Source organism: Corallococcus macrosporus (genome assembly GCF_017302985.1).
GTDB classification, from domain to species: Bacteria; Myxococcota; Myxococcia; order Myxococcales; family Myxococcaceae; genus Corallococcus; species Corallococcus macrosporus_A.
The window spans coordinates 45,590-66,568 of the sequence record NZ_JAFIMU010000007.1 but is presented as its reverse complement, the minus strand read 5'-3'; the positions used below and the strand labels follow the sequence as shown (position 1 = coordinate 66,568).

Below are 20,979 nucleotides of genomic sequence, written 5' to 3'. Positions count from 1 at the left end.
GTGCTGTCAGCCCCAGCTCGGCTGGGCTACTTGCCGGTCGCTTGCCCCAGGAATTGGGCATGCGACCCGAATTTGTCTCGGAACTTCTGGCGGCCTGCTTGGGAGGACTCGATTCGCCGAGCCATGCTCTTTGGGGAGCGCTGCACGCACATTCTCGGCGGGCCGAGAAAAGCAAAAAGGCCCTGCCGGATTAGGGCAGGGCCTTCTTTTTTGCTCCCCGACGTGGACTCGAACCACGGACATGGTGATTAACAGTCACCCGCTCTACCAGCTGAGCTATCGGGGAATATGTCCCGTCGCGGCGGTGCGTTGCCGAGACGGATGCGACTTCTAGAGAACCGAGCCTGCCCTGTCAACTGTCCTGTTCGATCCGATCTCCCGGCTTACTTCGCAGCCCTGGTCCGCTCTGGAGGGACTGGGCCCCGTCGTGTCTGACGCGCTTGCCCGCGTCCTCTCGGGGGACCCCGCCGAGCGCGTCCTCGACCGGACCCTGCGGGCCCACCGCGACCTGTCCCGCGACGGGCGTCAGGCCCTGAAGGAAGCCGTCTTCAACGTGGGCCTCTGGCGCCGCCGCCTGGGGTTCCTGCTGGGCTCTCCGGACGCTCTGCCGTCCCAGCTCCTCTTCGCGCTCCTGCATGGCCTCGTCGGCGTTCCTGCTCCGGAGGCCGCGTCGTGGGCGGGGCTTCCGGCCCCGGTGCCGCTGCGCATGGAGCCGCCTCCGTCGCTGGCGCTCCGGGCCTCGCTGCCGGACTGGCTCGCGGACCACTTCGCCCGGGAGCTGGGGCCGGAGGCGGAGGACTTCTGCGCCCACCTCAACGTGCCGGGCCCCATCACGCTCCGGGTGAATCCTGCCCGCATCTCCCGTGAGGCCCTGGCCTCGCGCCTGGCTGCCGAGGGCGTCGCGACCCGCCCTGGTTCCTGGAGCCCGCTGTCCCTCCATGTCGACGGGCCCCGGCCCAACCTTTATGGGCTGGCCTCTCTTCGTGAGGGCCTGTTCGAGGTCCAGGACGAGGGAAGCCAGCTCCTGGGGCTCCTCGTGGAGGCCCGGCCCGGGGAGACCGTGCTGGACCTCTGCGCCGGGGCAGGGGGGAAGACGCTCCAGTTGGGGGCGGCCATGAACGACTCGGGCAAGCTGCTCGCCTATGACCCGGATGCGGAGCGGCTGGACCGGCTCCAGCAACGGGCCTCCCGTGCCGGGCTCACCCGCGTCCAGGTGCTGCGGACGCCTCCGTCGGCGGGGCTCAACGTCGACCGCGTCCTCGCGGACGTACCCTGTTCCGAGCTGGGCTCCCTGCGCCGGGGCCCGGACCTCCGCTTCCGGCTCAGCCCGGACGTCCTCTCCCGGGATACCGTCGTCCAGCGGGACATCCTGGCCCGGGCCGGGGACGTGGTGCGCCCCGGCGGCCGGGTCGTCTACGCGACCTGCACCGTCAACCGCGCGGAGAACCAGGACGTGGTCGCGGACTTCCTCCGCTCCCGCCCGGACTTCCGTGCCGTCACCCCGGGCGCCGGTTGGCTTCCGGACGCGTGTGTCCAGGACGGGTTCCTCTTCGTCACCCCGCACCGGCACGGGACGGACGGGTTCTTCGCGGCGGTGCTTGAACACAGCTCAGAGGGGTAGGGCGGTCCGGTTCCAAACCTGTCCGACTGTCGGACAGGTTTCCGGCGACGCGGCGGTGCTCGAACGCAGCTCGGCGGGGTTGGGCGGGCTGGTTCCGAACTGGTCCGACAGTCGGACCAGTTGGGCGGCTCCGCTCCGGCGGCGGGCGGGCGGACGAGCGCTCCACGGGGCCTCGTTCCTCCGGCCTGCGGTACTCAACGCTTGGGGCCATCAGCTCCCTGAAACACCGTGGCGCCCCGGCACCGGGTGCTATGAAGCGCTGCGTGCGTTGGCTCAAGCCCCTTCCGCTTCGCCCCCGGGACACGGTGCAGGTCGTCGCCCCCGCGGGCCCCTTCGAACAGGCCCCCTTCGAGGCCGGCCTGCGCATCCTCTCCGAGCGCTACAGCCCGGTGGTCCGCCCCGACATCGGCGCGTCCCACCGCTACCTCGCGGGGGATGACGCCCGCCGCCAGGAGGAGCTGTCCCACGCGTTCCTCGACCGGGCCTCGCGCGCCATCTTCTGCGCCCGGGGGGGCTATGGCAGTGCGCGCCTGCTGCCGGAGCTGCCGCTCGACAAGGCCGGCCCCGTCGCCTTCACCGGCTTCTCCGACCTGACGTCCGTCCACTGCGCGCTCCAGGCACTGCGCCGCGTCTCCATCCACGCGCCCGTCCTCACGCAGCTGGGCCGCCAGTCCACCCAGGTCCACGACTACCTCTTCCGCCTCCTTGAATCCTCGGAGGCCCCGCCGCCCCTCACGGGCAACGCCACCTACGTCCCCGGCACCGCCGAGGGCGTCCTCGTGGGCGGCAACCTGTCTGTCTTCTCCCGGCTCCTGGGCACGCCGTACATGCCGCCGCTCGACGGCGCAGTGCTCCTGCTGGAGGACGTCACCGAGCGCCCCTACCGCATCGACCGCATGTGGACCCACCTGCGGCTCGCCGGCGTCTTCGCCCGCGTGCGCGGCATCGTCCTGGGCGACTTCACCGCCTGCGAGGAGAAGGACGCGAACTACTCCAGCGCGGACGTGCTCCGCGAGCTGGCCCGGGACGCGAAGCTTCCCTGCGCTGCGGGCTTCCCCATTGGCCATGGCGCCATCAACTACCCCGTGGCCCTGGGCACCCAGGTGCGCCTGGACGCGGACGCCGCGCGCCTCACGTTCCTCGAAGGCGCGGTGAGCCCCGGATGAACCAGCACCCCATCGCCAACCTCCAGGCCGTGCTGGATGACGGCGTGGAGCTGGGCATCTTCCCCGCCGCACAGGCCGTGGTGCTCCACAAGGGCGTGCAGGTCTTCGGCGGCGTCGCCGGCAACGTGAAGGGCGACACGCGCTTCGACCTCGCGTCCCTCACCAAGGTCCTCTCCACCACCGCGCTCTTCCTGCGCCTGTGGACCGAGGGCAAGGTGGGCCCGGACACGCTCGTGTCCCGCTACTTCCCCGGCTCACCCGCGGGCGACGCGGGCGTCACCGTCGCGGACCTGCTCTACCACCGCTCCGGCCTGCCCCCCTTCGTCCCGTTCTTCGCGGACGCCCTCAAGGCCCATCCGGAGCTGCTCGACGCGGCGTGCCCCGCGAGCCTTCGCGCGCAGGTCCACGCGGAGGTGCTGCACGCCGCCGCCGCCACGCCGCTGGATGCGCCCGTGCGCACGAAGACCGCGTACAGCGACGTGGGCTTCATCCTCCTGGGGGACATCCTCGCCCGGGCTGGCGGCGCCCCGCTGGACGTGCTCTTCCACCGCCACATCGCGGAGCCGCTGGACCTGAAGGCCCGCTTCCACCGCCTCACCGACTTCCCCGCGGACGGCGCCACCGCGCCCACCGGCGCCATGCGCCCGCGCGAGCCCGCGCCCGGCCAGGAGTCGCTGTGGAAGGACGTGCCGTCGCAGCCGTCCCGGCCCGGTGAGGTGGACGACGACAACGCCTGGGTGCTGGACGGCGTCGCGGGACACGCGGGCCTCTTCGGCACCGCCGTGGACGTGGCCCGCTTCGGCCAGGCCGTGCTGGAAGGCGCCGCGGGCACGCATGCCGCGATTGCTCCGGGGCCCTTGTGGCACCGCGCGCTCGCCACGGATCCGCTGGTGGCGGGCAGCACGCGCTCCATGGGCTTCGACTCGCCGTCGAAGGGTCATTCCAGCGCGGGCCGCTTCATTGGCGACACGCCTCCGGGCGCGGTGGGCCACCTGGGCTTCACCGGCACCAGCCTCTGGGTGGACCTGAGGCGGTCGCTCGTCGTCGCGCTCATCACCAACCGCGTGGCCCAGGGCCGACAGGACCTGCGCATCCGCGACTTCCGCCCCGCCTTCCACGAGCTCGTCGTGGAGGCGCTCGACCTCCACGTCCTCCCCTGAGGAAACCGCAGCATGGCTGACGACAACGGCAACGTCCTCGACACCCTCGACCCGAAGTCCGTGCGCCGCATCCACCTGGTGGGCGTGGCTGGCACCGGCATGGGCTCCTTCGCCGGCATGCTCAAGGCCGCCGGCTACGACGTCACCGGCAGCGACGAGAACGTCTACCCGCCCATGAGCAACATGCTCCGGACGTGGGGCATCCCCGCCAGCAGCCCGTACTCGCCCGCAAACCTGGACGCGGCGAAGCCGGACCTGGTCATCATCGGCAACGTCATCCGCCGCGTGAACCCGGAGGCCACCGCCGTGCGCGAGCGGGGCCTCAAGCAGATGTCCTTCCCCGCCGCGCTGGGCTCGCTCTTCCTGGACCGCTCGCACTCCGTCGTCGTGGCCGGCACGCACGGCAAGACGACGACGTCCTCGCTCATGGCCCACGTGCTGGTGGCCGCGGGCAAGGACCCGAGCTTCCTCGTGGGCGGTGTCACCCAGAACTACGCGGGCAACTACCGCGTAGGGAAGGGCCCGCACTTCGTCGTCGAAGGCGACGAGTACGACACCGCGTACTGGGACAAGGGCTCCAAGTTCCTCCACTACCGCCCGCGCACCGCCATCGTCACCAGCGTGGAGTTCGACCACGCGGACATCTTCCGCGACCTGCCCCACTACGAGGCCACGTTCGAGAAGTTCGTGCGCCTGGTGCCCAGGGACGGCCAACTGGTCGTCTGCGCCGCGTACCCCAACGCCGTGCGCATCGCGCGGGGCGGCACCGCGCCCGTCGTCACCTACGTGGCCAAGGAGGGCGCGGACGCGGACTACACGCCGAAGAACCTCTCCTTCGGTCCGGAGGGCGCGCGCTTCAACGTCATGGAGAAGGGCCAGGACCTGGGCACCGTGACGCTGCCGATGTCCGGCGCGCACAACGTGGAGAACGCGCTCGCGGTCATCGCCGCCGCTCGCGGCCTGGGTCTCACCTTCGCTGAAATCCAGCAGGGCCTGTCCACCTTCCAGGGCGTGAAGCGCCGGCAGGAGGTGCGCGCGGAGATTGAAGGCGTGCTCGTGGTGGACGACTTCGCGCACCACCCCACGGCCGTGCGGGAGACGATCGCCGCCATCCGCCACCGCTACCCGGACCGGCGCCTGTGGGCCATCTTCGAGCCGCGCTCCAACACCAGCCGCCGCAACATCCACCAGGAGGACTACGCGCACGCCTTCCCCGGCGCCGCGCGCGCCAGCCTCAAGGTGCCCGAGCGCCACGACAAGGTGCCCGAGGGCGAGGAGCTCAACGTCCCCAAGCTCATCGAGGCGCTCAAGGGTCAGGGCATCGCCGCGGACGGCGCCACCGACGTGCAGACGCTGGTGGACCGCGTCTCCGCCGAGGCGAAGGCTGGCGACGTGCTGCTCGTCATGAGCAACGGCGCCTTCGGGGGCTTCATCGAAAAGCTGCTCAGCGCCCTGAAGGCCCGGGCGGGGAAGGGGACCTGAGCCATGCGCCGTCCGTTCCTGCTCTCGCTGGGCGCCCTGTCGCTGGCCCTGGGCTGTGCCTCGTCATCGCCCGCGCCACTGCCGCCGCTCACGGACCGCACCGGTGACAGTCCCCGCACCCGCGCCTCCGCGCTGGAGTCGTCAGGGCAGGCCAAGGGCCAGCCGCTGTCCTTCCAGGTGAAGCGCTACCCGGACAACACCCCGTACGACTTGAAGAGCGACCGGGGACAGGTGGTCCTCCTGGACGTCTGGGCCACGTGGTGCGAGCCCTGCAAGGACGCGCTGCCCATGTACGCGCAGCTGCAGAAGGAATACGGCACGCGCGGCTTCAAGGCCTACGCCCTCAACGTGGACGAGGACGTGCGCGCCATCCCGACCTTCCTGGAGGAGGCGAAGGTGGAGGTGCCCATCCTCCTGGACGCCAACGCGCTGGTGGCCGAGCGCCTGCTGAAGGTGCGGCTGATGCCCACCACCTTCCTGATTGACCGCAAGGGCGTCATCCGGCACGTGCACGAGGGCTTCGCCGAGGAGTTCCTCCAGCAGTTCCAGACGGAGATCGAGCAGCTGCTCGCCGAGCCCGCCTCCTGACCTCCCACGAGGAAACCGCATCCATGGCCCACGACCCGGAAACGCCCGCCGCGCTGCGCCGCACCGCGGAGGAGGGCGCGCGCATGGCCGGCCGCATCCTCCGTGAGCGCTTCCCCCAGCACCGCACCATCGAGTTCAAGGGCGGCATCGACCTGGTCACCGACGCGGACCGCGCTTCGGAGGCCGCCCTGCTGGACTTCCTGCGCGAGCGTCACCCGCACCACGCCATCCTCGCGGAGGAGAGCGGGGCCACTCAGGGCACCGACACGTTCCGGTGGATCGTGGATCCGCTGGACGGCACGACGAACTACTCGCACCAGGTGCCGCACTTCTGCGTCAGCGTGGCGGTGGAGGGGCCGGAGGGCACCGTGGCGGGCGCCGTCTACGACCCCATGCGCGACGAGCTCTTCTCCGCCGCGAAGGGACAGGGCGCCACGCTCAACGGCGTGCCCCTGAAGGCCAGCCCCACGGCCACGCTGGAGCGGGCGCTGTTGTGCACGGGCTTCCCCTACGACGTGCGCGAGCGCCCGGACCTGCCCGTGGGCCTCTTCTCGCAGCTCATCCTGCTGGCGCAGGGCATGCGCCGCACCGGCAGCGCCGCGCTGGACCTGGCGTACGTCGCGGCGGGCCGCTTCGACGGCTACTTCGAGTTCGGCCTCAAGCCCTGGGACATCGCCGCGGGCGGCCTGCTGGTGGCGGAGGCCGGCGGCGTCATCGTGCACATCGACGGGCGGCCCTTCGACGTGCTCAAGGGCGACGTGCTGGCGAGCGGCGCGAACCTGGCGCCCCAGCTCATGACCCAGGCGAAGCGCTTCCTGGACGAAATCGGCTGGACGCCGCGCGACTAGAAGAAGCTCTCCGGCACGAAGACGATGTCGCCGGCCTGGAGCAGGAAGTTGCGCTCCCGGCCCACGCCGATGTCCTCCACGGGCACGCGAATCTTGCGCTCCTGCCCGTCGATGACCCGCGTGACGAGCGTGTTGTTCTTCGCCGCCAGCTTGGTGAAGCCACCGGCCAGCGTGATGGCCTGGATGATGGACATCTCACCGGTGACGGGGAACGTGCCGGGCTTCTGCACCTCGCCGAAGACGAAGATCTTCTGCGAGTTGTACTCCCGCACCAGCACGGACACCTGGGGGTGTCTCAGGTAGCGCGCCAGGCAGTCGCGCAGCGTGTCCGCGGCGGCGCTGGCGGTGCGGCCGGACAGCTCCACCTTGCCGCACAGCGGATAGTCGATGGTGCCTTCCGGCGACACGCGCCAGGTGCCGGAGTGCTCGGGCTCCTGGAAGACGCGCACCTCCACCACGTCCCCCGGGCCCAGGTTGCCGCCGGACGTCGCCGCGGCCTCCGTGGTCGCGGCGGGCGTGGGCGGCGGCGGTAGCGGACGCGTGTCCGCGTGGCACGCGCACAGGAGCGCGAGGAGGGCCGGAAGCAGGAGGGTGAGCCGCGAGGAACGCATGGCCGCGAGCCTCAGTACGAGACGGACACCCGCGCGTAGCCTTCGTGGCGGGTGTAGTTGAGGCCGGCGGCGCCCAGCGACGAGGAGCGGGTGCCCAGCATGTAGCCCACCGCGCCCACGAGCCACGGGCGGATTTGATACTCCGGGCCCAGGTCCAGCGTCACCAGCGTGTCGCTCCGGCCGCCCGCGAAGGAGAGGAAGTCCAGCGCGCCCATCGCGTGCAGCGCGAGCCGGCTGCCCATCAGGGAGCGCGCCTCCGCGTAGACGCGGTTGTCGCTGAAGGTGCCGTAGGCGGCCACCGGTTCGAAGGCGCGCAGGTAGCCGCCCTTCAAGGTGAGCGAGGGGCCCCACAGGTACGTGCTCTCCGCCAGCGCCACCACCGTGCCGCCGCCGCTCGAGCCCAGGTTCTGGGCCCAGCCCGCCTTCGCCGTCAGCGTGATGCGCGGCGACACCAGGCCGGAGACGCCCGCCATGGCGTGCAGGATGGCCGCGCCGGGCGTGGTGGTGTCGTTGAAGTAGCCCCGGTACTCCAGGCCCGTGTCCACGACGACGGCCGTCTTGGGCAGGAAGCGCCAGCGGCCCTCCGCGCCCAGCCGCAGGTTGCCGTAGTTGAACTGGCTGGCGGCGAGCGGATCACACGCGGCGTCGGTGCAGCCCACGGGGGCCATGCCGCCCAGGGGCTCGAAGAACTCCATCGCGTACGCGACGGACGGCGTCACCTCCAGCGCGCCGCCACCGGGCTTCCACTGCGCCTTGACGCGCGCCTCGTTGAAGAGGCTGAGGATGCCCGCGCCCAGCGCCACCGTGCGGGTGCGGTCCGAGCGCGTCAGCTGGTCGCCGACCTCCACGGACAGCGTGCTCTCCTGGTTGAAGAGCAGCGCCAGGTCCGCCGCGCCCTCCAGGTGCGACGCCGCCCCGGAGCCCGCGGTGATGAGGCCCGTGTAGGCCACGTAGTCCAGGTTGGCGCGCAGCGCGATGGCCAGCTTCGGCGACGGCACGTCCAGCAGCAGCCCGGGGCGGATGTGCAGCGCCAGCTCTCCGGACAGGTCCGGCGACAGGGGGCCGGTGCCCTCGGCGCGGAAGTAGCCCACGCCGCTGTCCAGGCGCGTCTCCAAATCCAGCGTCGGGTGCAGCCGCCCGTTGCCCACCTTGAGGCCGTTGCCCCCCGGAGGCCGGCCCCCCGCGAACGCCTGCGCCGACGCCGTCAGCGGCAGGAGCGCCGCGAGCGCCAGGGCCCCAAGGGCCAGACGGAATGTCCCAGGCTGCTTCATGGTGTCAGAGGCGCTCCAGACGGTGGGACGGCGGGCATAGCACGCAGGTTCCCCCATCGGAACAAACGGTCCAGGGCCGGGACCGGGGAAGGTGGTGGGAGCAGGCACTCAGTCCACGGGGCTCGCGGGCGGCGGGCGCACGACGAGGTCCGGCGGCGGCGGGGGCCGCGTGGGGTCTCCGCCGGGCAGGTTGTCGGGCTCCTCCACCTCCACGAAGAGGTTCTCGTCGGTGCGGAAGGCGAGCTGGCCGATGCACTCCTCGGCCTCCGAGCGCAGCTGTCCCACCTTCTGCTGGGCGATCATCACCTTGGTGAACTCGTGCTCGCCGGGGGCCGCCTCGCTCTTGCTGACGGCCTCCTGGAGGGCCACGTCGGCCTGCTCGGAGATGCGCAGGAGGCCCTTGATCTGCGTCAGCTTCTCATTGGCGCAGTTGAGCTTCACGACGTCCTTGGTGCGCCGGGCCTCCTCCACCTTCTCCAGCACCTGGCGGAGCGCTTCGCGCATGCCGCCCAGGGCCTGCGTGCTGCGCTCCAGCTTCTGGCTGTCTGGCACGTCACCGGCCTTGTCCAGCGCGGGCGGGGTGGCGGGGCGCGGCAGCGGCGCGGGCGCCTGCGCGTGCGCCATCCCGGAGGTGACGAGTCCTCCGACCACGGCGAGCATTCCCAGGATGCGCATGTGCTTCACGAGTCCTTCCGGCCCCTCTTCCAGCGTCGTGAGTCGAGCGTAGGAGCGAGGGGGTGGGGTGTCAACGCAATGCCCCATCGACCGGGAGTCCGGTTTTCGGACGCGGGGTTTCAGTCCTGGGGGACCAGGCGGGCATTGGCCTCCCGCAGGCGGGCGGACAGGCTGCGCGCGATGTTCACGACGATGAAGGTGAAGCCGTCCGCGTGCGCCAGCCGGAAGGTCCGCAAGTCCTGCGCGGTGAGCTGGAGCAGCTCCACCTCGCCCAGGGCGCGGACGGTGGCGGAGCGGTGGTCCTTGTCGATGAGGCCCATCTCCCCGAAGAACTCCGGCGGGCCCAGGACGGTGAGGGGCTTCGCGCCGTGGTCCGTCCCCCGGCGCACGACCTCCACCTGGCCGCGCACGATGACGAAGAGGCTGTCGCCCAGGTCGCCCTCCTCGAACACCACCTCCCCGTGCGAGTACCGGTAGAGCCGTGCCAGCTCCGCCAGCCGCGCGAGCTCCGCGGGGGCCAGCATCTCGAAGAGGGGGGATGTGGCGATGACGGCCAGCTTCTCCATGTGCTCCCCGCAGGTCCGGCGCCTCCGGAAGGTCCGGACGGTCGAGCCTATTCCCCTGGCGAGAAGATGAACGGGTAGCTGACGGGGACGTCGTCACTCGGTTTGAAAGGGAACGTCCAGGCGCGCATGGTGGTCTTGATGCAGTTGATGACCTCGTCCGAGCGCAGGGTGGACTCCTCCACCTCCACGTTGCTGGCGCGGCCCTGCGGCGTGAGTTCGAAGCGGACCATCACCTTGCCCTTGAGGGAGGGGTCGCGCTTGAGGCCGTTCTCGTAGCAGCGCTGGATGGAGGCCTTGCGGCTCTGGATGAAGCGGGCCAGGTCCTTGGGCTTGACCTCGGAGCTGTCCACTTCCGGCGCCAAGTCCACGACCTGGGGCACCTTGACGACCTGCTTCTTGCCGGTGTCCACGGTGCCCGCGCCGGACGTCTGCGTCGTGCCGATGGCCGCCACCTTGCCGCCGGTGTCGCCCAGCGGGTTCGCGATGCCGTTGCCGCCGGAGCCCGCCGTGAGCGCGCCGCCCGTCGTCGCCCCCGCGAGCGCCTCCGCCACGTTGGCGCCGCTGCCGGTGCTGCCCAGCACGTCCGCGATGGCGCTGCCGCCGCCGGGGCCCTTTCCGCCCAGCAGCTTGAGGAGGCCGGTGCCCGCGACCCTCTCCTGGACCTGCTGCCGGCGCTCCTCGCTGTTGGCGGGAGCGGGCGTCGGGTCGGCGGAGGGCTTCTTCGAAGGGGTCTTCGGCTCGTCCGCCTTCTTCTCCTCGGTGGTGCCCTGCTCCCGCGGCGGCTCCTCCTTCTTCGGAGGCTGCTCCGGGATGATGGCGCGCACGAAGCGGTCTTCCAGCTGGTCCAGCTCCACCTCCCGCTCCACCGGCGCCGGCTGGGCGACGATGAGCGCGACGCTCAGCACGTAGAGCACCAGCATCGACAGGAGGATGCCGAAGAAGAGGCGGTCCACCGTGCGCCACGGGCTGGCCTTCAGCTCCGGAGGCAGCTCGGCCCTGGCGCCCTCCGCGGGCGCGGGGATGAAGTGGAAGAAGAGGGTGGCGTCCGGCAGCTCCACCTTGCCGCGCGCGCTCTCCTGCAGCGGCAGGTCGAACGTGTCGTCCGCGCGGCGCGTGGCCAGGCCCTGGGCGCGCAGCGCTTCGAAGTCCACGTCCGACGAGCCCAGGTTGACGCGGCCCTGCATCTGCTCGTCGATGATGAGGTGGAACTGCTGGCCGCGGTTCTCCAGCACCTTGAAGCGCGGCGGGCGCGCCTCGGACGGAGGCAGGACGATGGTGTTACGGGCGTCGTCACCAATGGTGACGGAGTCGTGGAGCAGGTGGTGCTCTTCGACGATGCGCCCGTCCTGGATGACGCCGACGCGCAGCAGCTTGGGGCGGGTTTGAAGGGCCATGGGACTAGAACGGGTCCTGCTGCACGCTCTGGACCACCTTGGGCACGAAGCTCTCCGTGCGGTTCAGGTCGTCGAAGCTCGGCTTGGAGCGGTCGAGGAAATAGAAGGCTTCCGGCTTCTGGATGCGCCCCTCGACCTGGATGGCCTCCAGGCGGATGGTCTTGACCGCCTTCTTCGCGGGCGGCGCGGCGTCCGCCGCCTTCTTCGTGGACGCGGGGTCCTCCGCCCAGGACGGACGGGCGACGGCAAGCAGCAGCAGGAAGAGGGCGGGGCGCATGGGCGGAAGGTCGTGGCTACCGGACGTCTTTGGACACCTTACCCGAGGCGCCCGGCCGCGTGGCAGGGGGCCCCGGGGGCGGGGCGGGGGTCGGAGCTGCCTCGGGGGCCTTCGCGGGAGCGGCGGCGGCCTCGGCGGCCTTCTTCAGGCCCTCCTTGCGCTCGCGCTCGCGGCGGCGGGTCTCCCGGTCGATGCCCTTCTGCGCGTCCTTGAGGTACTGCGCGGTGCGCTCGTCGGTGCCGCCCTTCGCCTTGTACTGGTCCAGGAAGGCCACGGCCTTCTGGAGCCGCTCCAGGGTGTCCATGCCGGCGGGCTCCAGGTCCAGGTGGAGCAGGCCCAGGTTGAAGAACGCGTCCTTCGTGTCGGGCTGGAGCTGGAGCACGCGCTCGTACTCCGCCAGGGCGCGGGGGAAGTCGCCCTCGCCCCGCCAGGCGTTGCCCAGGTTGAGGTGGGCGGCGGCGAAGTCCGGCGCGGCCTTCACCGCGGCCTCCAGCTCCACGCGGGCGCCGGCGTAGTCCTCGCCCTCGTTGAGCAGGGTGCCCAGGTTGTTGCGCGCCTCCGCGAAGTCCGGCCGCAGCGCGATGGCCTGGCGGAAGCGCTCCAGCGCCTGGGGACGCTCCTTCAAGCCCAGGTGCACCAGCCCCAGCGCGTTGAGGGTGGCCGCGTCCTCGGCGTCGATGGCGAGCGCGTTGCCCAGCACCATGGATGCCAGCTCGTACTTGCCCTCGCGGGCGTACACCTGCGCGAGCACCTGCATGGCGGGCACGTGCTGCTCGCTGACCTGGAGCGCGCGGCGGGCCTCCGCGACGGCGGCGGAGTGCTTCTTCTGCAAGAGGAGGTTCAGCGCCAGCGCCGTGCGCCGGGCCACCGAGTCCTGCTTCGTCAGCGCCTCGCGCAGCTCCGCCTCCAGCGACGCCGCGCGGCCCGTGCGCGCGGACAGGCGCACCAGGCAGTCCCACGCGGCCTCCTGGTCCGGCTCCAGCGACAGCGCCTGCCGGTAGGAGCGCTCCGCGTCCGGGAAGCGGCCCTGGCGCTCCTGCACGATGCCCAGGTTCGTCCACGCGGGGCCCAGCTTCGGGGACTTCTCCAGCAGGGCCTTGAGCGCGGTCTCCGCGATGGTCAGCTCGCCACGCCGGGCGACCTCCACCGCGCTGGTGAAGTCCCGCTCCTGCCCGGCAAGTGACTTCGCGACAGGCGCCGGTTCCTTCGCCTGCGGCTTCGCGTCGCCGGTCTTCGGAGACGTGCTCACGGCCGTGGCGGGCCCGGCCTCCGGGCCGGTGAGCTTCGAGTCCTTGCGCGTCTCCGGGCCGGAGGCGCAGGCGGACAGCCAGAGCACCAGTCCGGTGAGCGCGAACTTGCGGCCCGCGTTCATGGCGTGCCCCCTTCCGTCAGCCGGGTCGCCTTGTCGGGCTCCACGCGCGCGGGCGCGGCCGGCGCGGCGAGGCTGCCCAGCAGGCCGTCCGGGTACACGGTCTCCGACGCGAGCGCGCCCCGGGCCTCCTTGAGGACGGGGTACTCCTTGGGCCGGAACCGGTTGAGGGCCTCCAGCGTGCGGCGCGTCCACTCGTTGGAGACGCGGTAGTTGCGCGCCTCCTTGAGCGTGGCGGCGTAGCTCTCCACCGCGCTGTCCTCCAGGGCCACGGTGTTCTGCGTGAGCTGGTCCTGGTAGGCGAGCACCGCGTCGTCCCCCATGCGCTTCACCTCCGGAGGCACGGGCGCCTCCAGCAGCGTGGCGGCGAAGCGCTCCTTGGCGTAGCCACGCCGGTAGAACGACGCCAGCGACCACTCCAGCTGCTTGTACGGCAGCACCTTCGCGTAGACGGCGTCGATTGCCTTCACGGCCTCGGTCTTCTTCGTGAAGCTCTTCGCCAGCGCCTTGCCCACGCCGCTGACCTTCATCGCGTCGAAGCGCTGGAACTCCAGCTCGGCCAGCTGGAAGCGGCTGTAGGCGGCGGCTTCCGCGGCGCGCAGGTGCGTGTCCGGCTTCAGCTTGCGGCGGTCGAACTCATCCGCGGCGGCGGTGTACGCGCGCTGGGCCTCCTTCACGTTGCCGCGCTTCTTCCACGCGTCGCCCAGGCGGCGCTTCGCGTCCACCACCAGCTCCACCTGATCCGCCTTGCTCGCGAACTTGCGGACGAAGGCCTCCAGCGCCTGGACTTCGCCCTTCGTGTCGCCCGACTTCTCCAGGATGCGGGCCGCGCGGTACTGGTTCTCCGGCGCGTTCTTCCCGTGGGGATACAGCTCCACGCAGCGCTGGAAGGCAGCGGCGGCCTCCGCGTAGCGCTGCTGGCCTTCGAGCAGCGACGCCGCGTTGTAGAGCGCCGCCTCGCGCTCCTCCGCCTTCGGGTAGTCCTTCACCAGCCTCTGGTAGCTGGTGACGGCCTTGTCGAAGTCGTAGGACTTCTGCGCGTTGAGGGCCACGCGGAACAGCGCGGTGTGCGCCCACGGCGACTTCGGATAGTCGCGGTAGATGCGCTCGTAGAGCTTCATCGCGGAGTCGAACCGGCGCAGCTCCTCGTAGGCCACCGCCGCGTTGTTGAGCGCCTTGTCCGCGAACTCGTGGCGGGGGGCCTCCTCCACCAACTGGAGGTACTTCTTCGCCGCCTCGTCGTAGCGCTTCTGCGCCGCCAGTTGATCCGCCAGGTTGAAGCGGCCGGCGAGCTTGAACTTCATCAGCTCGCGGTACTGGTCGCTGTTGGGGTCCACCACCTGCGCGTTGCTGGCGAGCCGCGCGCTGACCTCCTCCACGCTCTTCCAGTCCTGGTCCACGAGGAAGGACTCGATGATGAGGTTGGTGGCGTAGCCGGCCACCGGGTCGCGCGGGTACGTCTTCACCACCTGCTCGAAGCGGGGGCGGGCCTGGGCGAAGTCGTCGTGCGTGTAGAACAGCTCCGCGGCCTGGTACGCGATGCCCGGCGCGGCCTCTTCCTTCGGCAGCAGTGTCACGTAGGCGTCGGACGCCTTCACGAGCGCGGCCTCCGTCGGGGCCAGGGCCACGGGCGTATGCGCGCTGTCCTTGGGGCGCTCGCTGGCGCGCAGCGGCTTGCGCTCCGGCACGCGGCCCGCCTTCACGTCCTCGTCCAGCTGCGCCTTCCAGGCGAGCACCGCGTTGTGCGCGGACACGTCGCGGTAGGTGTTGTCCTGGTTGGAGTCGCGGACGGCCTCGTACTCCTTCGCCGCCGGGCCGTACGCGTCCGAGTTGAAGAGCGACTCGGCGTGGAAGAAGCGCATCGCGTACGCGGTCTTGCTGCGTGGGAAGCGCTCCAGGTACGTGCCGTACGCGCGCGCCGCGGCGGCGTAGGTGGCCTTGGCCTCCGCGGCCTTGCCCTCCCTCTGGAAGGCCTGCGCCTGCTGGTGCTGATACGCGGCGGCCGAGTAGAGGCTCTGCTCGGCGAGCGTCTGCGCGTGCGACAGCGCGTTCGGGTCGTCCTTGTTCTTCTCGTACCAGGCGCCGCCGGGCAGGTAGTCGTTGGCCAGCTTCTCCGACTCCCGCGCGTACAGGTCCATGCGCCGGTCGCGCTCGTAGGCCTGGACGATGCGCTGCTGCAGGCGGGGCGCGTCCGTGGCGAGCGGGTCGATGGCCAGCGCCTGCTGGTACGCGGCGATGGCCTCCGGGTTGCGGAGCTGGTCGAAGTAGACGTTGCCCAGCCGCCGGTACACCTCGGCTTCGTAGGGCCGGCCGCCGCGCTTCGCGAAGACGTCGCGGGCCTTGGCCACGCCGCCCCACGTCTCATCCGCCAGCGACAGCGCGATGTACTGGATGGCCTCCGCGCGCAGGTCGCCTTCGTCCGCCTTGCTGCCGGACTGCTGGTGGGACTGGTAGTGGTCCAGGAGCAGCAGGAAGCTGTCCACGGACTCCTCGAACCAGTCCATCCGGTAGTACGTCCAGGCCAGCTTGTAGCGGGCCTTGTCGTAGAACCGGTGCTCGGTGTCGCGCGTCGCGACGGTGTACGCCTCGGCGGCCTTGCGCAGCGCCTCCGGGTCGGTCTCGTCCTCGAACCAGTATTCGCCGATGCGCGTCCACGCGTCGGTGGCGAAGCGGCTCTTCGGGTAGCGCGTGGTGAGCTGCTGGTAGGTGGCGAGGCTCTCCTCGTCCTTGTGCTGCTCGTTGAGGCAGTACGCCAGCAGGTACAGCGAGCCGTCGTTGAGCTTGTAGTCCGGGAAGCGCGCGAGCAGCGTGCGGTACAGGCCGATGGACGGCGTGAAGTCCACCTCCGGCTCCGGCGGCAGGTCCATCATCTGCTCGTCGGACAGCGTGCGCACGCGCTCCGCGTAGTCCTTGCGCGCCAGCTGGTGCTCGTCCGCGGAGCGCTCGTAGTAGAGCTCCGCCAGGCGGAACATCACGTCCGGCGTGGCGCGAGGCTCGTCCGGGTAGCGGCGCAGGAAGTCCTCGAAGCGGGCGATGGCGTCCAGCCGCTGCGTGCGCTCCTGCGACTCCAGCGCGGTGAGCGTCTTCTCGTAGGCGTTGTTGAGCGACGAGCGCTTCTGCTGGTAGCGCCGCTCGATGAGCTGCTTCACCTCGCGGTGGAAGTCGCGCGACTCCGCCTCGTAGGCCTCCAGCGCGCGGCTCACGTCGCGCAGCAGCTTCTCCTGTTCCGGCGTGTGGCCCAGGCCGTCCAGGTAGCGCGAGGTGTTGGGCGCGGGCGGAGCCGGGGGGGCCGGTGGGGCCTTCACGGGCGCGGTGGGGGGAGGGGCATTCTTCGCGGCCCTGGCCTTCGCTGCGTGCGAGGCCAGCGGCGCGAGGGCCAACAGAAGGACGAGGGCAGGGCGGCGCATGGCTTTTCAGTCCCCCCCTTCCGACGACAGGACGTCCTTGAACTCCGTGTCGAGCGCGCGCAGCGCGTCCGCCTTCTCCTTGGCGACCTTCTGGATGTTCACCGCGTTGTCCTGCGTGCGGCTGAAGGCCACGTCCACCGTGCCGGTGTCGGCCTTGAGCACCAGGTCGTAGAACTGCTGCCGCACGCGGCGGAAGCTCTCGTAGGCGATGCGGCCCACCAGGTTGCGGGCGTCGCCGGACGCGGCGGCCACCTCCTGCTCGTAGCCCTGGAGCAGCGCCTGCTCCACGCGCACCTTGTCGCGGATGGACTTCACGCGGTGCTCCAGCCGCGAGCGCAGCGCCACGCGGGCCACCGCCACCCGGCCACGCAGCGAGTCGATGCGCGAGCGCACCTGGTGCATGCGCAGGAGCACGCGGGTGTCCTCGCCGGACAGCCGGCCTTCACCGGCGCGCAGCAGACCGTGCTCCTGCTGGAGCGCGGCGGAGTAGCGGGCGCGGATGGCGGCCTCGCCCTCCAGCGACGTGTCCGTGGACTGGCGCTCGGTCGCGAGCCGGGCGCGCGTGCGGTCCAGCTCCGCCTGCAAATCCCTCAGCGTGGCGATCTCCGCCTGCAACTGCACCAGGAACTCGCGCTCCTCGGCGGGGTCCGCCTGCCGCTCGTCGCGCGTGTCCTCCACCCACTTGCGGATGGCGGCGGCGTTGGCGTGCAGGCTCTGCAGCTCATAGCCCACGCGGAAGGCCTCGCGGTCCACCGCGTCCACCTTCGCCTGCATGCGCTGGCGCCGCGCCTCCAGCTCCTTGGTGGTGGCGGGCAGCGCCGCGAAGCGCAGCCGCTGGGCCTCGCGCGCGCCCTGGGCGACGAGCAGCTTCTCGCGCTCGGCGGGCGTCAGCTTCTCCTCCACCAGCGCGGCCTCCGCCTGCACCAGCGACTGCTCCACGGCGGTGAGCGCGGTGTCCACGGCCTCCGCGCGGACGTAGCCTTCCTGAAGCTCCGGGAAGGCCTCCAGCCCGCGCGCGTCCAGCGCCTCCAGGATGCGCTCCGCGATGGCCTTGGCCTCGCCCGCGCCCTGACGGCCGCTGTCCAGGTCGCCCACCATGCGCACCGCGTCCGCGACCTCCTTCTGCGTGGACGCGTACTTCAGCGCCAGCGGGGGCAGGAGGGTGCTCACGTCCAGCGAGCGCTCGTTGCGCGCCAGCAGGTTGTCGAAGTACGCGACGGGGTCCTGATTCACGCGCAGGAGCGCGTCCACCTTGTCGCGCGCGGGCCGGAACGTGTTGGCCACGCCGTCATACGTCTCCAGCGCCTCGTCGTACTGGCGCAGCTTCTGGAGCAGGTGTCCCTGGAGGATGCGACCCTCGGGCGCGAGCTGCGAGTCCGGCGCGACGAGCAGCAGGATGTCCGTGGCGTTCTTCGCCTGCGTGAAGTCCTGCTTGCGCACGTACGTCCACGCGACCTCCAGCAGCGACTCCGGGAAGCGCTCGCTCTCGCGAGGAATCTGGCCGTAGTGGTCCAGCGCCTCGTCGTAGCGGCCCGTCTCGTACATCAGGCGGCCCAGCGACAGGTACGCGAGCTCGCGGAAGCGCTGGGCCTCTGCTTCGGCCAGGCCCGTGGACACGACGGAGTCCGGGCCGCTGCCCACGATGCGCTGGAACTGCGCGATGGCGGCGGGGTAGTCCCCGCTCTGCACGCTCAGGACGCCCAGGTGGTAGACGGCCTGCACGCGGAAGGCGCCGGGGTTCTGCGCCAGCGGGGCGAACAGCGCGCGCGAGCGCTGCTGGTGCTCCTCCGGCGACAGGTCCAGCCGCTTGAAGGTGCCGCGCGCGTGCACGTAGGCGATGTCCGGCGCCAGCACGCCGCCCGACAGCTGCCGCGCCTTCTCCACGTACGCGTCGATGCCCTCGAACTGCTGGAGCCGGCCGGCCACCGCGAGGTAGCGGCTCACGGCTTCCTTGTAGCGCTGCGGCGTCAGGGGCAGCGACAGCACGTCGCGCAGGTACACCCGCGCGCCGATGTCATTCTTCTGCTGGTAGAGCGCGTCCGCCAGGTAGAAGACCGCCTCCGGGTAGCGCGGGTTCGCCTTGAAGTCCGGGTCGCTCACCAGGTCGTAGAAGAGGACGGACGCGGCGGCCCAGTCCCCCAGCAGCGAGTACACCTCGCCCTCGGAGAAGCGCTTGAGCTGCGAGTCGGTGCTGCTGGGCTCCGGGCGCTCCGTGAACTGCGTCTCCACGAAGCGCAGGGACTGCTCCGCCGCGCGAAGCTGCGCCTCCACCGCTTCCACCGAAGCGGCGCGCGTGCTGAGCGAGGCGGGCATGGGGGGCAGCGCGGTCCCCGGCTTGGAGGCCTGGGGCGCCGGAGCGGGCGCGGCCCCGAGGGACAGCGCGAGGGCCAGGGCGTGCAGCGTCGCGGTCACGGCCGTCCGCTCCTACTTCGGCTCGCTGGAGGTGGTGGCCGGCGCGGCGGGCGTGCCCGCGGCCCCTTCCGTCGCCGGAGGGGTAGGGCCGGGCGGCCGGTTCGCGCGCGTGTCCTTGGCCACCTCGATGTCGTAGCGCACCGCGGGCCGGTCCTTGAGGTCGGTGGTGAGGCCGCCCTTCTCCACGCCCACCACGTTCACCGTGGTGACCTTTCCGGACTCCGCGTTGAAGGTGTAACTGGATTGCACCTTGAACTTGTAGCCTTCCAGGTAGCTGAACACGCCGTAGCCGCTGCCCCGGTACACCAGGCGCACCGCCAACTGGTGCTGGCCCGGCACGATGCGGCCGTTGAAGACCTCCAGCGACTGGTGGCGGTTCAGGTCTCCCTGCGTGTCCACCTGGGTGAAGATGGGCGCGCCGTCGAGCGCGTACACCACCGACTCCAACTGGAACGCGTTGCCCATCTCGTTCTTGTGCACGAGCACCGCGCGGGCGCCGGTGGACAGCTCGCCGCCCATCACCGACTCCTGGAGCAGGAGCAGGCGCGCCTTGGAGCGGTAGATCTTCTCCTTCAGGTCGACGACCTGTTCCTCCAGCGTCTTCACGCGCGACGTGAAGGCTTCATCCGCCGTCTGCTCGCCGGCGGGCGCTGTCGTGGCCGCGGGGGCCTGCGGCGACGCGGCGGGAGGAGAAGCGGGAGTGGGGGATGCAGCACCTTGCGCGAACACCGGCCCGGACAGGCCAGCGCTCAGGAGCGCGAGGAGACGAAAGGTGGCGGATGCGACGCGCACGGTACGACCTCGGAAGGCGGCTCTGCCCGACGGCACGAGGTCATACCATCCTTTGCCGGGGGCTGCCCGTTGGGGGGCAGCCCGCCGGGCAGGGGAGCAGGCAGCGTGTCAGCCGCCCTTGCGCAGCTCGGTGAGGACCAGCTTGGCCACGGCCTTGAGCGTGTCGAAGACGCCCACGCCCGTGGGGGCCACGGCCTGGTACTCCGGGATGTTCCGCGGGTTGAGCGCCTTGCGCATCTCCTCCACGGTCACCGCGTTGGGCAGGTCGCGCTTGTTGTACTGCACGACGTACGGAATCTTGTTCAGGTCGTAGCCCTGCTCGGCCAGGTTGATGCGCAGGTTCTCCAACGACTCCATGTTGGCTTCCATGCGCTCGATCTGGCTGTCGGCGACGAACACCACGCCGTCCACGCCCTTGAGGATGAGCTTGCGGCTGGCGTCGTAGAACACCTGGCCGGGCACCGTGTAGAGGTGGAAGCGCGTCTTGAAGCCGCGGATCTCACCGAGCGACAGCGGCAGGAAGTCGAAGAAGAGCGTGCGGTCCGTCTCCGTGGAGAGGGAGATGAGCTTGCCCTTCGTGTCCGCCGCGGTCTTGTTGTAGATGTACTGAAGGTTGGTCGTCTTCCCGCAGAGGCCCGGCCCGTAATAGACAATCTTGCAGTTGATTTCGCGGGATGAGTAATTGATGAAGGACATGGCTTCCCGGGTTACTCGCTGAAGAGGTTGTCGATATCGTCGTCGGAGATCTCGGCGAACGGCGAACCGGCTCCGGGGCTGTCGGTCTTCTTCACGAGGCTTTCGAAGATCTTCGTCAGCTCGTCGCTGGCCTTCTTGATGCGCAGGCGCACCAGGCCCAGGCTCGTGCGGTTGTCGAAGATGACGACCAGCACCACGCGGCTGCCCACGATGGTCATGTAGAGGCTGTCCTTCGCCCCTTCATGGAACTGGTTGGGGAACTCGTTCTCCCCGATCAGCTTCGCGAGCCCGCCCATGGCGGCCACGTTGCCGGCCGTCAGCGACGCGAGCGACGTGGTGTCGATGTTCTGCGTCTGGCCGGCCGAGGAGATGAGCTGGCCGTTCTTGTCGACGAGGAAGACCACCTTCGCGTTCGCGTCCTTGGTGAGCCGGTCGCAAACGGCGTTGATCTTGGTGAACTCCTCTTCGTACATCACCAGTTGCGTGCCCATGGGCGTATGCGCTCCTCAGCGTTCGCTCGCCCCGCGCACGGCGGCGCTCCGATGTTTCTGGAGTGAATCCCGGAGGTTAGACGAGGCGCTACCGACCGCCGTCATGCTTAGCAAAGCAGTTCCACTCCAGCAAGAAGCCAGCCGTGATCCGCG

18 protein-coding genes and 1 tRNA gene are annotated in these 20,979 nt (G+C 70.7%); 6 read left to right on the top strand and 13 right to left on the bottom strand.

Annotated elements, in window-relative coordinates:
- Nucleotides 1–213: 213 nt before the first annotated feature.
- Nucleotides 214–286: transfer RNA gene (locus JYK02_RS12520), tRNA-Asn, on the bottom strand.
- 141 nt (nucleotides 287–427) lie between these two features.
- Between JYK02_RS12520 and JYK02_RS12515 the strand changes: the two genes are divergently transcribed.
- The 6 genes from JYK02_RS12515 (at nucleotide 428) to JYK02_RS12490 (ending at nucleotide 6,865) form a co-directional block, all read left to right on the top strand.
- Complete coding sequence (locus JYK02_RS12515) at nucleotides 428–1,621, top strand: RsmB/NOP family class I SAM-dependent RNA methyltransferase (RefSeq protein ID WP_347402474.1); 1,194 nt, start codon at nucleotides 428–430, stop codon at nucleotides 1,619–1,621.
- A 251-nt stretch (nucleotides 1,622–1,872) separates the two neighbouring features.
- A complete protein-coding gene (locus JYK02_RS12510) occupies nucleotides 1,873–2,787 on the top strand; it encodes a S66 peptidase family protein (RefSeq protein ID WP_207051158.1) in 915 nt (304 codons plus the stop codon).
- Nucleotides 2,784–3,947: a serine hydrolase domain-containing protein gene (locus tag JYK02_RS12505; protein ID WP_207051157.1), complete on the top strand. Its 1,164-nt coding sequence runs from the start codon at nucleotides 2,784–2,786 to the stop codon at nucleotides 3,945–3,947. Before JYK02_RS12510 ends, JYK02_RS12505 begins: the two co-directional genes overlap by 4 nt.
- A 12-nt stretch (nucleotides 3,948–3,959) precedes the next feature.
- Nucleotides 3,960–5,429 carry a UDP-N-acetylmuramate:L-alanyl-gamma-D-glutamyl-meso-diaminopimelate ligase gene (mpl, locus tag JYK02_RS12500; protein WP_207051156.1) on the top strand — a complete coding sequence of 490 codons (1,470 nt, stop codon included), beginning with the start codon at nucleotides 3,960–3,962 and terminating at the stop codon, nucleotides 5,427–5,429.
- A gap of 3 nt (nucleotides 5,430–5,432) precedes the next feature.
- Entirely contained in the window at nucleotides 5,433–6,017 is a 585-nt protein-coding gene (locus JYK02_RS12495; protein ID WP_207051155.1) for a TlpA family protein disulfide reductase, read from the top strand.
- Between the two features lie 23 nt (nucleotides 6,018–6,040).
- Nucleotides 6,041–6,865 carry an inositol monophosphatase family protein gene (locus JYK02_RS12490; protein WP_207051154.1) on the top strand — a complete coding sequence of 275 codons (825 nt, stop codon included), beginning with the start codon at nucleotides 6,041–6,043 and terminating at the stop codon, nucleotides 6,863–6,865.
- Here JYK02_RS12490 and JYK02_RS12485 read toward each other — a convergent pair.
- From JYK02_RS12485 to mglB, 12 genes are all read right to left on the bottom strand, one after another.
- Entirely contained in the window at nucleotides 6,862–7,476 is a 615-nt protein-coding gene (locus JYK02_RS12485; protein WP_207051153.1) for a polysaccharide biosynthesis/export family protein, read from the bottom strand. The genes JYK02_RS12490 and JYK02_RS12485 overlap by 4 nt on opposite strands.
- Nucleotides 7,477–7,487: 11 nt before the next feature.
- On the bottom strand, nucleotides 7,488–8,747 hold the full coding sequence (locus JYK02_RS12480; protein WP_207051152.1) for a hypothetical protein: 1,260 nt from the start codon (nucleotides 8,745–8,747) through the stop codon (nucleotides 7,488–7,490).
- A gap of 108 nt (nucleotides 8,748–8,855) precedes the next feature.
- Entirely contained in the window at nucleotides 8,856–9,422 is a 567-nt protein-coding gene (locus JYK02_RS12475; RefSeq protein ID WP_207051151.1) for a hypothetical protein, read from the bottom strand.
- 119 nt (nucleotides 9,423–9,541) lie between these two features.
- The gene (locus tag JYK02_RS12470) at nucleotides 9,542–9,988 is read right to left on the bottom strand and encodes a cyclic nucleotide-binding domain-containing protein (protein ID WP_207051150.1); all 447 of its coding nucleotides are present in this window, start codon (nucleotides 9,986–9,988) and stop codon (nucleotides 9,542–9,544) included.
- A 47-nt stretch (nucleotides 9,989–10,035) separates the two neighbouring features.
- On the bottom strand, nucleotides 10,036–11,382 hold the full coding sequence (locus JYK02_RS12465) for an AgmX/PglI C-terminal domain-containing protein (protein ID WP_207051149.1): 1,347 nt from the start codon (nucleotides 11,380–11,382) through the stop codon (nucleotides 10,036–10,038).
- A gap of 4 nt (nucleotides 11,383–11,386) precedes the next feature.
- Entirely contained in the window at nucleotides 11,387–11,659 is a 273-nt protein-coding gene (locus tag JYK02_RS12460) for a hypothetical protein (RefSeq protein WP_207051148.1), read from the bottom strand.
- A gap of 16 nt (nucleotides 11,660–11,675) precedes the next feature.
- Nucleotides 11,676–13,031, bottom strand: coding sequence for a tetratricopeptide repeat protein (locus tag JYK02_RS12455; protein ID WP_207051147.1), 1,356 nt, complete (start codon nucleotides 13,029–13,031; stop codon nucleotides 11,676–11,678).
- On the bottom strand, nucleotides 13,028–16,435 hold the full coding sequence (locus tag JYK02_RS12450; RefSeq protein ID WP_207051146.1) for a tetratricopeptide repeat protein: 3,408 nt from the start codon (nucleotides 16,433–16,435) through the stop codon (nucleotides 13,028–13,030). The genes JYK02_RS12455 and JYK02_RS12450 overlap by 4 nt, the downstream gene beginning before the upstream one ends.
- Nucleotides 16,436–16,441: 6 nt before the next feature.
- Nucleotides 16,442–18,847: a tetratricopeptide repeat protein gene (locus JYK02_RS12445; protein ID WP_207051145.1), complete on the bottom strand. Its 2,406-nt coding sequence runs from the start codon at nucleotides 18,845–18,847 to the stop codon at nucleotides 16,442–16,444.
- A 12-nt stretch (nucleotides 18,848–18,859) separates the two neighbouring features.
- Nucleotides 18,860–19,639, bottom strand: a complete 780-nt coding sequence (locus JYK02_RS12440; protein ID WP_207051144.1) for a dihydrolipoamide acetyltransferase — start codon at nucleotides 19,637–19,639, stop codon at nucleotides 18,860–18,862.
- 108 nt (nucleotides 19,640–19,747) lie between these two features.
- Nucleotides 19,748–20,335: a gliding-motility regulator Ras-like GTPase MglA gene (gene mglA, locus JYK02_RS12435; RefSeq protein ID WP_014394794.1), complete on the bottom strand. Its 588-nt coding sequence runs from the start codon at nucleotides 20,333–20,335 to the stop codon at nucleotides 19,748–19,750.
- Nucleotides 20,336–20,346: 11 nt separating this feature from the next.
- Nucleotides 20,347–20,826: a gliding-motility regulator GTPase-activating protein MglB gene (mglB, locus tag JYK02_RS12430; RefSeq protein ID WP_002637270.1), complete on the bottom strand. Its 480-nt coding sequence runs from the start codon at nucleotides 20,824–20,826 to the stop codon at nucleotides 20,347–20,349.
- Between the last annotated feature and the right edge of the window lie 153 nt (nucleotides 20,827–20,979).